Here is a 14,150-nt window from a genome sequence, read left to right on the forward strand (position 1 = left end):
TTATTTCTTAATCTTTAATTTCTTAGTTAAGCTATAAGAACTATAGATATATTTACCCATAGAATCTTTACGGTATGCCCGTACACGAACATAATATGTCTTTTTCTTCTTCAGCTTTTTGAGGGTTTTACTCGTGCTTTTTGTTGTTACTGTTTTCAAACTCTTTCGAAAACGCTTATCTAATGCATATTGAATTTCATAGCCCTGGGCATATTTGACTTTCTTCTTAAGCACAACCTTTAACTTTTTTGCACCAGAATTGGAAATACTTTTTATTACAGGCTTAGCAGGTTTCTTAACTTTTTCCCACTTGGCATAGAGTGTATAATTACTGCCGTTTCCTTTTTGTATCTTTTTAATTTGTTTTTTGAATTTACGGTCAGTATACCATCCTTTAAACAGGTAGCCTGCTTTTTGGGGAGACTTTAAAGTAATGGCAGAAGTCCCATTATAGACAACCGGATTACCCGAATGGTTGCTTCCTCCTGCAAGAACATAAGTTAGGCTGTAATTTGAAACTGAAACATTACAACGAATTGTAAAGTTTCCTACTTTTGCTGAAATTACTGCGGTGCCCGCACCCTGAGCAGTGACTCTGCCTCCCGAAACGGTGGCTACTTTATGATTACTGCTGCTCCATACTGCATTTCGCTCTGAAGTAGTATTCTCCGGAACATATCCAATGGATAATAAGCTGTTTTGACCTTTCACCAGTGCAATATTTGTCTGATTAATTGTCAGACCTTTAAGAGGTGATTGAACTACCACCCGGCACATAACTGAGAATTTCCCTACACTGGCAGTAATTGCTGCCTCTCCATTTCTGATTCCTCTGATCTGTCCATTTTGTACCGTCACTACTTTATTGTTACTGCTGCTCCATTTTACAGTCTTATCATTTATTGTATTTACAGGATTATATGAAACCTGCAGATTAGCTCTGCTTCCTACGTCTACGGTTATCTGATAACTGTTAAGCCCGATGCTTTTCAACTGAAGGCTGAAAATTCTATCATATTCTTTTTCAGCATCTGTCAGAATCTGATACTCCTGCTGTGATATATAGGCAAGCTGCTCTTCCTTCAGGTTATCATATGCTGCTCTGGCTGCCAGAATTGCATCTTTACTTCCCATTGATACTGTACCGATAGCCGTAATTTTTTCCAGTACTTCCTTTGCCTTTTTATTATTGTATTTCATATTGGAAAGCACCATCTCTGCATCAACTAATACTTGATAATTTTCCACCTGTTTCTTCTGATTTGCAGTCATCCTTCCAAAATCCCTGCGAATCGAAACCAGTTCACTTTCTTTTTCAAACGTAACTTCTCCTATCGCAGCAATTCTTACCATCATTTCAGCTGCCAGTGCTTTATCATTTTTTAAAGTGGAAAGATCCATTTCAATCCTTACTAAAGAATAATAATTTTCAACCAGTACTTTCCGGACATTGCCCGTAAGCGCTTCATAAGAATCCCTTGCACCCAAAATATTAGCTTCTGACTCAAGAGATGCCACTCCTCCTAAACTCGTAATCTGATTTACAACTTCATTTGCGGCCTTAAAATCTTCTTCAGAACCTGACTTCTGTGCCATATCATAAAGAATTTGTTCAGACAAAACGAGCCGGTCAAGTATGTTTTCTTCCAGTTGTGAATTTTCTTCTCCTGAAAGCGTTAAATAAGCAGCATGTGCCTCTGTGATCAATTGGAAACTGTCATCTTCCAAACTCAACTCCTGTAAATCTGGTATTGCCAGAATCTTTTCCTGAACCAATGCAATTCTGGCTGCGCTTTCTTTTAAAACAGAAAGTGTTTCTTCAGCAGTTTCCAGCTGACGCAAAGTGCGTTCATTTACAAGGGCCTTCTGTTCTTCATTGAGATTATTGTAAGCTTCCCGTGCCTGTTCAATGAATTCCTGAGATGCAATGCTGACATCCCCAATAGAATTAATAAGCTTTTCAACTTCTTTTACCCGATTATCATTTTCAATTAATACATCCAGTTTTGCTTCTAAATCAATCAGTTTACTGTAGTTTGTAATCATCTCCTGCTCTTCTTCTGAAAGAGCATCATATGCAGCCCTTGCTTCTGAAATAGCTTTTACATCCTGCAGCGTAATCTCATTACCTAAGTTGTTAATCAATTCGATTACTATTTTACTTTCTTCCATACTTGCTTCTAAAGCAGCAAGTTTCTCCTCTGCCCTCAGCAGTTTCCGATAGTATTTGCTATCTATCACCGCCTGCTGCACTGCATACAGCCCATCATATATTTCTCTTGCACGCAGTATTTTTGAACGGTCTGAAATAGTAATCGCCTGCACATTCAACTTATTAATAATAGCAAAGAATTCATTCAAACCTGAAACATAATCAACAATCCACTTTGCATATAGTGTCATGTCTCCGTAACTTCCCTTTGTTATTTCCGTGATAGGAGTACCTGTAAATGAAGGATTTTTATACCATCCTTTAAAGATACATCCGTTTTTCGTTATCTGTTCTGCAGTCGGCAAGATAATCGTTTCTGTATAAGGAGTATAAATATTCGGTATTACAATACCGGGTGCAAGTGTACCTTCATTTAACACAACCTTTATTGTATATTTATTTTTACCATACTGTGCATATAATGTAATATCCTGCTCCGGCATAGACAGTATTTCCCCTGGCTGATAAAAGCTTCCGGTTCCATCCTGCTTTGTATTCCAGCCGATTAATTCTTCATCGCCTGTAACGGATACTACCGGCATTTTCACCTCGGCATATGGACTATGCTCTTCCACAAAATTCTCGGCATGATCATTACCGTCAAAATTTACCGTAAAAGATGCTGGTGCCATTTCCTGATAACTGCCGTCAATCATATCTGTCATATCGTATAAAGAGTTTTCACCATTTTTAAAACGGTCATATGCAATTAAACCATAGACTGCCTGATCTGTAGCCATCCCGTTTACAACAGTTCCGGAACCACCGCCTCCGTCATCTCCTGCTGTAACGTGCTTGAATCCACCCGATCCCGGTGAAGCACCACTTCTGGAAGCCCAGAAAGTTAGAAGGGCATCAATCATATTATTGGTATAAACTCCATCCTGAACCATCCCTTTCTGGATAAAACTACAGCTTTTACCGATGTTCGGCAGTTCTACATCAGATGATTTTGGATCAATCCCCAGTGCTGTCAACGCCACAATCACCTGTACCGTAGATTCTGCATTTACATTTCCCCATCCTTTAAATGCTCCATTTGCCGCTTGTAATTTACTTAGCTCAAAGATTCCCCGTTCTACCACTTTCTTAAACTCCATATAAGAAACAGCTGAACCGGTTTTCTCATATTTAGCCTGATCTAAATAATAAGGTGCCAATGCCTGAAGAGCCATTCCTGTCATATCCGGGTCAGGAACATTGCCAGTCAGCGCAAATCCTCCTTTTGAACCATCCTTATGTTGTAATTCTAACTTCAAAATAAATTCCAACAATCTGCCATAGTTATTTACGTCCCCAGGTTCTGCACCAATCGGATTCTTAATAAAAGAATACTCTCCGGTGTTCATAGCAATTACTTCCCAGATCGGACCGTTAAGCCCCTGCAAATACGAAAATTGGTATGAGGAAGAAAATTTATCAATAAAATTATATCCTCCCACATCCGTTATATCATATCCAAGTGCACTCAGCGCCAGAATCACTCTGGACCATTCTGTCGATTTAGCAAAATGTAATACACCATCCCTATCAATCACATATTGCTCAACCCTTTTCAGATAATCATTAAAATATCCATCTTCAATATAATTCATATAATCTGCGCCAATATACATCCCTCGCAGCAAATCCATAACCGACCATTCTCCGTTATTGGTTCCTACGCTGGGTTCTTTTACATGCTCCAGTATATACCTTGCGCCCGCATTAATATAAAATCTCACTCCCGGCTGCTGATCTTCCCAGAATCGTATCTCCAGATTTTCATTAGCCTTATTCGGATCCCACGCTTTCGCCTGTACTTTCAGGGATGTAACCGGTACAATGCCAAGTACCATGACAACTGCTAATACCAGGGCAAGTACCCTTTTACAAAAACCTCTCCATTTCATAAACTTCCTCCTTCTTCCCTGGAGCGTGTTCGAAATATTACTGTACTGAAAATGGCATACAGCTTTCTATTATGAATTTTCAAACACCCTCTGAATCAATTTCCTTTTATAACCTTAATTTTTACGGTTTTAGATTTGCCATTTTTGCTTCTCACCTTAATCTTGCAATGTCCTGCTTTCTTCGCCCTTACTACGCCTTTCGAATTTACAGTAGCTATTTTTTCATTCGACGATTCAAAATAAATTTTTTCCGTTGCCGTAATTGGTTTTCTGACAACTGTAATCGTTGCCTTTTTCCCTTTTTTCAGGCTCATACTGCTCTTATTTACTTTGATCGATTTGGTAACAACTCTGCTTTTTTGTACGTTTACCCTGCAGACTGCTTTTACACCACGTTTTGTCTTGACGGTAATTTTAGCAGTTCCTTTCTTTTTTGCTGTAATTTTCCCACTCCTTGTAACCGTTGCCACTTTTTTATTTGAGCTGGTCCAGGATACAACCTTGTCTCCTTTTCCAATGCTTTTAACTTTCACTACTTTGGTTGATTTTTTCACCTGCAGAGGAATACTGCTTACATTTAATTTCACATAGGCTTTTGGCTGTGGTACCGGTTTTGGGGGCTGCGGAACAGGCGGTGTTGGAGTCGGCGGCGGCGTTGGCTTTGGTTCTGATTTCTTCTGAACGGTTATTTTACAGGAAGCCGCCTGATCACCGGAATATACCGTTATATTCGCAGTACCTAAAGATTTTGCCGTAATGGTGCCACCTTTGACCGTTACAATCCTTTCCTGATCGGATACCCATATAAACGGATCCGTAGCATTTGCCGGTGATGTTTTAATCGGTAATGTTAAAGTTTTTCCTTCTTCCAGAGATATTTCAGATTGGGAAAATGACAGACTGTTTACGGAAACTGCTTTGTCAATCACTTTTACCATAGTACTGGCACTGACTCCGCTTTTATCTCCGTATGCCGTTATCCATACCGTACCGTTTTTCTTCGCCATCACCAGACCTTTTTCATCTACACTTGCAATGGAAGAATCTGAGCTATTCCATCTAATATTTTCCGTATAGTTATCCGGCGATACGGTTAATAATAAGTTTTTAATTTTTACGCCGCTGACGCTGGACAGGGAAAAACAAGGGGAACTGATACTGATTTGCTGCAACGGTATTTCCTTTACGGTTACCTTACATGTTTTGCTAAATGCCCCTGACGAAACCGTAATATCCGCCTCCCCTTCGGCTATTCCCTTGACAATCCCGGTCTTACCCACGGTCGCCACTTCCGGATCAGATGTTACATAAGTCCAGGTAATGTCATCTGTTGCATCCTCAGGAATACTACTTGCCTTTAATGTCATTGTGGCACCTTTTGTTAATTCCATGGATTCCATGCTAAGACTCATATCCGTCATAGGAATCTCTTTGACATTTACTGTACAGGAAGCTTCAAAGCCATTGCAGACAGCCGTGATAATCGTCTCACCGGTTCCTTTCCCCACGACCAGACCTTTATCATCCACGGTTGCGGCATTTTCGTTAGAAGAAGACCATCGTACTTCCCTGCTGTCCGATGTATTTGATGGCAGATAGATTACTTCCAGTTCACTTTCCTGTTTTTTCAGAATGTCCAAATGATCCGCACTCAGGTCAATCCCGGTCATAGGGCTTACCGGTACCGTAATGGTACAGGATGCCTGCATATCTCTATAACTGGCTGTAATCTGTGCCACACCCGGACTTACAGCCGTTACCACTCCGCTTTCTACCGACACCACTTCCGGATCACTGGATGTCCAGTGGAGATTAACTGGAAAATGAGTTTGTTCCGGCTCCACTGCCACCTGCAGCTCTTCACTTTCATTAATCATAATCTCTTTATCTTCTGTCAGCATTTTTATAGCAGTTACTTCACCAATCAATGTTTCTTCCAACATTTCTGATGTCTCATCTACCACATTTTGCTCTGCTCCGATATTCCTCATGACCTGGTTCGCCTGATTTACCATCTGGCTGATCTTTGGGTCATTCAGCAACGCTTCCCTATTTGCTGCAGAATTTATACTGGCAAGCAGATATGTCAGACGGTCTTTGTCTGCTACCAGATAATAATCATCAATATCCCCACCACCCATTGCACCGGAGCCGCCGATCTCAGAACCATATCCTACCGTGAACTGTACGCGTACCACATCTCCATCTGACAGATAAGTATCCGCAAATCCTACATTTGGGAATACATTATTCAGACAATACATCCAGCCGCTCATACGGCTAAAATTAAATTCTCCCAGTTCTCCGTCAATAAAAGCAGTTGGATCAAAGGCATTGCGCACTTCATCAACAGTTGCCACCGTAGGCTCTAAAGCCGCATCCTCCAAAAATCCAGATGGAAGATTCTGAATTTTAGATAAATAAAAGCCGGTATCCAGGCTCCCCGTATATACCATATCAAATCCATTTTTTTGAATCAGCCGCTGGAGTACACGAACGGAATTCTCACCTTCATATACCGGTACCAGAACCGGTTCAATCAGATAATCTTTTGAAATCGTGAAAAGTTCGATATCAAAAGCCGCATATCCTATACAATCGCCTTTATCTGCCGCCTGATAGGTAAAATGATATTGAATCTCATTTTCTGCTTTGTCTGCCTTAAATCCCCTGACAATAATAACGTAGCTGCCATCTGGCTTTCCTGTCATATTCAATAAATAGCTGGTCTTTTTCTTATCATTCCAGCTCACCTTCAGTGCTTCTCTGTCATTGGGCATATCTTCATTGTACAGAAATGCCTCTGAATCCACTTTGTTATCTCCGCTGTCCCTTGCCCAGACATCAAATGTTCTTTTGCTTGACCGCTGGATAAAACCATCCTGTAAAGTCGTTTTCAGCATGATTACTTCTTGCTGACCGGAACCTGTTTCATCCGCCCGAACAATCATTACCGGAATATCTGTTATCAACAGCAGCATGACAATCATCCAAACGAAAAATTTCTGAATCACTTTTTTCTCCCTCATTTCATTTCCTCCTGAATTATGTATCATATTTTTTTACACAAAAATAAAAGCCTTCCTGTGTGTAAACAGAAAGGCTTTTATATTATAATCAAATCGGATTCCCATCCTCTTTATTCCATCATTCTAATGCACCAAACATTAAATCGCGGTATAAAAACAAATCTGCTTCCTCATCCCGGAAATACAGCAATCTGTTTTTACGGCAGGTATCCTGACTCCGCTTCGACCTTAGAAACGCCTTCTCAGCAGCTATCTGTACAGCGCCAATGGCATATTGTTTCCTCGTCCACGTTACAGTAGAGGTGACTGTGCCGGAATTGAACCGGCTTCCCTATTATCACTTTCATGGCAGATTCTGAAAAACTGCATGAAAAATGACCGCAATTAATATTTTGTTTATGAAATAATACTATCTCATTGATATGGGAAAGTCAATGAATTTCTTTGGATAATTGGTATCTTTTTTATATTTTACCTCCAAAACTATAAAAATATTTTTCTTTTAGCAGCTTCATTTAAGAACATTTCTTATTTAGAAAATCAGCTAATCCATCTATATTTTTATATAGTATTTCATTTTTCTTAGGCTCCAGTTTCGACACCATGGCTGTTAATTTTTTATCGAAAAATCCCATTTTATGTTGACGAAGTTCACCTCCCATATTTACTGTTTTTTCAGCATGCTTTCGCAGCGAAGCGGGGAAATTTTTGATGAAGAACCCACTTTCCTGATCAGGTGTTGTACAGCACATAAATAAAATAATATTTTTTGTAAGCAGGCTTTGCAGATTCTGTTCACAAAAAACTTTTACTTCTTTTTGTATTTTCCCTATGTATATGGATCCGCCGATGATAACCCAGTCATATTGCTGCAAATCGACGGATCCGGCTTCTTTTAAATTTATTGTTTTTACTTCCTGGTTCAGTTTATCTTTGAGATAGTTGCTACAATCCTCTGTACATCCATATTTACTTGCATATAGTATCAATATTTTCATACACTTACTCCTATACACTTATTTTTTAGTTGTTGGTTTTTGGTTTTTGCATATACTTAACACTGTTAATTTAATTTATATCGTTATCATATCCTATTATTATCTATTTGTCAATAAGGCCTGCAAAAATTTTATTTTGATACTTTTAGTCACTACATACAAAAACTGCACGATCCGAACCGCAGAGAAAGAATTCAAATATGGATATCACCATAGATTGATTCATCATTTCTCTGCAGCCAGATCGTGCAGTCATATTTTAATTGTTTTAATTGGAATTTCGTGTTAAAATTTTATTTTTTGTTACTATTTATAACTTTCACTCTTACCGTTTTCTTCTTTCCATTTGACGTACGGATAATAATCTTACATTCTCCTTTTTTCTTTGCCCTTACTACTCCCTTAGAACCTACCGTCGCAACACTAGGATCAGAAGATTTAAATGTAACCTTATCTTTCGCCGTAATTGGTTTAAGTGTTACTGCTAATTTTGCCTTTTTACCTTTTTTCAGCTCAAGCTTTTTCATATTAACAGAAATAGAGGACACTTTCACCTTGCTTTTCTGTACGGTTACTTTACAGGTTGCTTTGGCTCCATATTTTGTAGTTACGGTAATTTTCGTATTTCCAGGTTTCTTCGCTGTTACTTTCCCTTTGTCCGATACCACCGCATATTTTTTATTGGAACTCTTCCAGGAGACCACTTTATCCCCTGCTGCCAATCCAGATACCTTAAGCGTCACCCGCTTTTTTAACTGTAATGGTAATTTTGTTGCATTTAATTTCACATTTGCCTTTTTAACAGTAACTTTACAGGCAGCAGACTTACCGCTTCCATCTTGTGCGGATACTGTTATAACAGCAGTTCCTGCAGATTTTGCGGTTATTTTTCCATTTGCGTCAACTGTGACTGCCTTTGTATTATTGCTCTTATAGGTTACTGATTTGTTTGCGGCATTGGCTGGTGTCACGGTTGTTTTCAGCAATTGTACCTGGTTAGGATACATAGATATGGATGCTGTCTGTAATGTAACTCCTGTAACCTTTACTACTTCCGGCGGTACCGGTTTTGATAAATCAGCCAGAGTTTTTTCTGCAGCTGTTAAGACACTGTAATTGCTGACATATTTTTTTGCTGCATCTGCAAGAGCTTCATATGCAGCTCTTGCTTTTTCTATTGCCGCTTTGCTGTCTTTTGTTACCGGACCAATTGCTTCAATAAGTTTTTCTACCGGCGCTGCTGCTGCTTTCAGCTCATCTACTGTGACATTTTCAGCAACAAGTGCATCGGAAAGCTGCCAGTAGTTTATGACATATCTACGTAAAGAATTATCATTTAATTCTTTGAAAGTACTATTATAGGTTTCCATAGCACTATTTAAAGCTTCGTAATATCCTTCCGTTCCTTTTTTCGCTAATGCATTGTCAATTGTTGTTTTTAAGGTGTTTATAACGGATGTATCCTGGGCTGAGAACTCTGCACGATAGTCATATATATAACGCATTCCATTCAGATATCTCCAGGCAGCAACTAAACCATAACCTCCCTGATCTGTTGCCATGGAATTATATACTCCGTTAGATGCCGCAGCATTATCCGGATCATAATCAAAGGTATGGCAGAATCCACCGGACTCTAATTTGTACCGTAAAACACCGTCAATCAGGGTATTTCCATTTTTAATAAAGCGCTGGTCGGTCAAAGGATCTACTCCCACAGAAATAATAGCAAGCAGTACCTGAGACGTACTTTCCATATTTCGTGTTCCCCAGGATAAGTAATCACCCAGATCTGTCTGCAATGTCCCCAATCTGTTCAATGCTTCATCGATTGCTGTACGAACCGTTTTGGTTACAGTCTCACCACTTGCCAGATTTGTGTAAGTATATTCCGTATCATCCCAGTAATAGGCAGACAATGCCTGTACTGCCATAGCTGAGATATCAGGATCAGATACCGCTCCCCACAATGCCCATCCGCTGTAGCTTCCATTTTCACCGTCCTTCAGCTGTCTCTCCAGAATATATTTGATCAGATATTCATCAGAGTATTTCATTTCAGCGGGACGGGTGAAGTCCTGAATATTCATTGCTATCAATGCAAAAATCGGTCCGTTAATTCCCTGCCTTGAGGGGTCTACAACAGCATTAAAGGCTCCATCATTGATTAGATTAATTCCATTGCCATTATAAGTTCCAAAATCAGTAACATCGCCTCCGATTGCTGCGATTGCAAGTGCAGCACGATGCCATTCTGTCACTTTATTATCATCTAATTTTCCATCGTTCTCCGCATACCTTTTTTCGATATTTGCTTTCATTGCTTCCATGTAAGCGCTGTAGCCTTCATTATTTTCACCATCTTTATAATTCAGGTTTACGCTTCCATCGGAATTAACCGTGCCAAAACGTCCCATTGTAAATGCAGCCCAGTCGGACCAGGTTGAACTGGCACTCTTCAGGAATGGCTCGCTTCCCAGTACCAGGGTACCATCACCATCTCTGTCCCGGCGTGCCTCAAATGTCTGTGTAATCCATCCCGGCAGATTTTCTTCCAGGTGATTCCGTATAAATTCTACGGACACTGTATATTTCTTTGTTATTCTGCCATCCTTGGATATAACCGTATAAACAACCGGCTTCGTTAAATCCACTTCTTCTTCCGATTTTGGGGAAACTGTGGCACCATCACTTAATTTGATGACTGGTTTCAATTTCGTAAGATCCGTATTTTCAGGTACGCTTACAACAATTTTATCATTTGTAATATTCCCTGTTCGACCGTTAATTGCAAGAGATGAAATATCCGCCAGATATCGTTTTTCTGTTGTTTCTGTGTAATGCTGCCTGATCTCAACGTTATCTTTAAATTCACCATTTTTAAATTCAACTTTACCATTTTTGCAGCCATCTGCATCTTCTTTATCCGGTAAGCTGATAATCACATTTCCGGAAAAATAATCGGTATTTGAGATCGTCGTTGCTTCGGTATAAGTTTTTCCGTTAATGGTAAAGCCTTCGAATTTGTAATAATTATCTGCATTTTGATTGATCTCACCGGACATGCCAAAGTATATACGTTCTACGTTGCCTTTTGGCATTTTGCCATTTTTAGCTCCAGCTTCCTCAGGAATAATTCCTGCATCCTCAGGACCGTAGCACCATTTTGCAGATACATTCCATACGTCGGTACCTGCCTCAAAGGTATAAAACGCACTCCACTGGGCAGTAAAGGTTACGTCATGATCCGGAATCGTATAATCATCACCCGGCTGGTAAGTCTGCGTTCCATCATTCCATCCATCAAAGTCAAAACCTGCTTTTGTAAATGGATTTTCCGGAATTTTTACCTGGTCGCCTGGTTTCTGGTTTTTTAAAACGATTGGCGTTCCGGAATCAGCTCCACCTGATTCGAATTTAATATTAGATGTACCGGACTGCGCCCACTCTGCCGTGAAAGTGATACCTCCAAACGGCATGTTGTATACAGACCCCGGCTTATAAACATCTTGACCATCGTACCAACCCAGGAATCGATAACCGTTTAATGTAAAGGTATTTTCAGGTAAAGTAATTTCAACTGCTTCTTTACTGGTTATTTTTTCTGGTGCTGTTCCAACTGCTCCTTCTCCTCCGGTAAATACGGCATCAAAAACGGCATCGGGGTCTTTTTCAAAGTATGCATTTAGATGCACATCACGATTAGGCATCTTAAATAACTTTTCCGATGATGTTAAATTCTGTGAAAGCTCTGGATCAACAGGTAAATCTGGTCCCATTGAACCTGAAGTTGATATATCCCACGTCTTGAAACGATAACCTAAATTGGGTAAAGCCTTTATCGTAACATCTGTATTATAAGGGTTATACCATTTAGTTTCATCTTCATTCACATACTCTTCACCGGTTATTACTACTGTTCCGCCATTTTTTGGTTCCATATATACATTTCTAACACTATACTGCCTCATTAGATAAAGATCAAATGTAACATCATTATCCGGCATTATAAATGAAAAAGTACCATTTGTAATCGCTTCAATCATATTGTTTTTATCAGCTTCTGATAATTCCAGACCTGTCACTTCCGCACGATTAAATACGTTTTGCGGATAGTTCCTGTATTCAAGCTGTAAATAGTATGTTTCACCAACTTTACAATATTTTGCAGGATCATAAATAACATTATGATTACTATCTGATAATGCAAATGCAAAGCTATAGAAGTCCTCATCAGGCTCTACTCCCGATTCGCCGCAATACCCATTAATCGTAACCAATCTGGTATCTGCATTAGTTTTTTCACTCATTCTGTCATAATATGACTCACTCTGTATATTCTCTGACTCTTTTACTTGCGCCTGTACATTTATCGGAACCATTGTTAAGCACATACACATGGACATCAATCCAGCCAGATAACGTTTTGCCTTTTTTATCATAACCTACCTCTTTCTAACATGAAGCAAGGCATCCGAAATGGGATACCCTGCTTTCTCACAAATTGTAATTAGAATCCAAATCCAATATCTGCACCATAGTTACAGGTATATTGCCAATTAATTTTTTCTCCGCCTTCCAGATAATACTGAGCTGCACCATACATTGGTAAAAACTCTTCTCCACCTAGAGGAATTACGGTATACATCCATCCGCTCATACCTCCGCAGGTAAATTCTCCCAGAGTATATGCACCTTTAGAAATTTTTGAAATGTAATTATTTTCTGCTCCAGTCAATTGAATCCCAAACCTATTTGCAGCCATTACTAATGCATCCATAACAGTATCTCCTGCATTCATAGTAAGTTTAATATAAGAATTCTTATCATTTGAAGGAAGCATAATTGCAGTTGCTGCAGCCTGGAATTCAGTTCCATAATTAAATGCATTAATAGTACGGATTCCAATTTCAACAGTAAGTTCTGTTGCATCCACAGTAGCCGTCAATTCATAAGCTCTGGTTTTTCCGCCATAAGTAACGGAAATTGTAGCAGATGACGCAGACACATCAACATTATTAAATGTTCTTGTAGTACTTCCTGTAGCGCTTGTCTGACTATCAATGCTGACAGCTGCATCAGAATTTACACCAGTCAGAACAACTTTTAATTTCTTAAGATCACTTGTAGCTGTTCCAGATGGTAATTTTGCATTATAAGTATAACGTGTTACACCGCCAACGGTTACTGTCTTTAATTCTGCTGCTGCACTTTTACCGGATGTAGGCGCTGTTAAAGTAACAGAACCAATCGCCAGGTTATCACTTGCTGCAGATGCTGTAATTGTGGTCATACCTAAAACTAATGTTAAAGCCAGTACCAACGCGGTCAATTTTTTAAAAATCTTCATAAATCAAATCCTCCTTTTTCATGTCTCTCATTTTCATGCTGTTCGGAACCAATCATCGCTATTTCCCCTCCTTTCCGTTCCATTCATCAGCTGTTGCTCCCTTTCTATAGAAATATGGTATCGTTAACCATAGAAATGGACTTTTTAACTGTCCAAAAGCTATATAAACCTGAAAATCATTAAAAAAAGCCTTCCTGCACTCAGACAGAAAGGCTTATTATTCCCCGTATGTAATTGATTGAATTGCGGCATAAAAATAAACCTATTTCCTCAGCCCAGAAATAAATAACTTGCAACACGGCAGGTATCCTGACTTCGCTTCGTCCTTAGAAACGCCTTCTCAATAGTCTCCTATCAATGGTATTTGTCTCTTCGTCCACGTTACAGTAGAGGTGACTGTGCTGGATTCTCACCAGCTTCCCTATTATCACTTTCATTTATAAATAAAATGAAAGGTGACCGCAATTCCATATTTAATTTTGTGWWTTTATGTAATACATCTTAGCTCATATAAATTTAGTTGTCAATAGTATACTGACACTTTATAATAATAAACAATATTTTTATTAACTACTAATTCTATCTATAATTAATTTTTAAACTCCACAAAAAACATTAAGTAAATATTTATATAACAAATAAATGATATAGAGTTATATTTCAAATCAT

5 protein-coding genes and 2 riboswitches are annotated in these 14,150 nt (G+C 39.0%); all 5 genes read right to left on the reverse strand.

Going from position 1 to position 14,150, the window contains the following annotated elements:
* The 5 genes from RHS_RS04500 to RHS_RS30090 all read right to left on the reverse strand — a co-directional run bounded on the left by RHS_RS04500 (position 1) and on the right by RHS_RS30090 (position 13,481).
* Complete coding sequence (locus tag RHS_RS04500; RefSeq protein WP_047832463.1) at positions 1–4,104, reverse strand: InlB B-repeat-containing protein; 4,104 nt, start codon at positions 4,102–4,104, stop codon at positions 1–3.
* A gap of 95 nt (positions 4,105–4,199) precedes the next feature.
* Positions 4,200–7,133, reverse strand: coding sequence for an Ig-like domain-containing protein (locus tag RHS_RS04505; protein WP_047832464.1), 2,934 nt, complete (start codon positions 7,131–7,133; stop codon positions 4,200–4,202).
* Between the two features lie 183 nt (positions 7,134–7,316).
* A riboswitch (cobalamin riboswitch) is annotated at positions 7,317–7,531 on the reverse strand.
* A 117-nt stretch (positions 7,532–7,648) separates the two neighbouring features.
* On the reverse strand, positions 7,649–8,131 hold the full coding sequence (locus RHS_RS04510; RefSeq protein WP_047832465.1) for a flavodoxin domain-containing protein: 483 nt from the start codon (positions 8,129–8,131) through the stop codon (positions 7,649–7,651).
* Positions 8,132–8,424: 293 nt separating this feature from the next.
* Entirely contained in the window at positions 8,425–12,573 is a 4,149-nt protein-coding gene (locus RHS_RS30085) for an Ig-like domain-containing protein (protein WP_395021291.1), read from the reverse strand.
* 68 nt (positions 12,574–12,641) lie between these two features.
* Positions 12,642–13,481: a hypothetical protein gene (locus tag RHS_RS30090; protein ID WP_395021293.1), complete on the reverse strand. Its 840-nt coding sequence runs from the start codon at positions 13,479–13,481 to the stop codon at positions 12,642–12,644.
* Between the two features lie 281 nt (positions 13,482–13,762).
* Positions 13,763–13,960: riboswitch (cobalamin riboswitch) on the reverse strand.
* Positions 13,961–14,150: the final 190 nt, after the last annotated feature.

This window comes from Robinsoniella sp. RHS, from assembly GCF_001029355.1.
Classification (GTDB): domain Bacteria; phylum Bacillota; class Clostridia; order Lachnospirales; family Lachnospiraceae; genus Robinsoniella; species Robinsoniella peoriensis.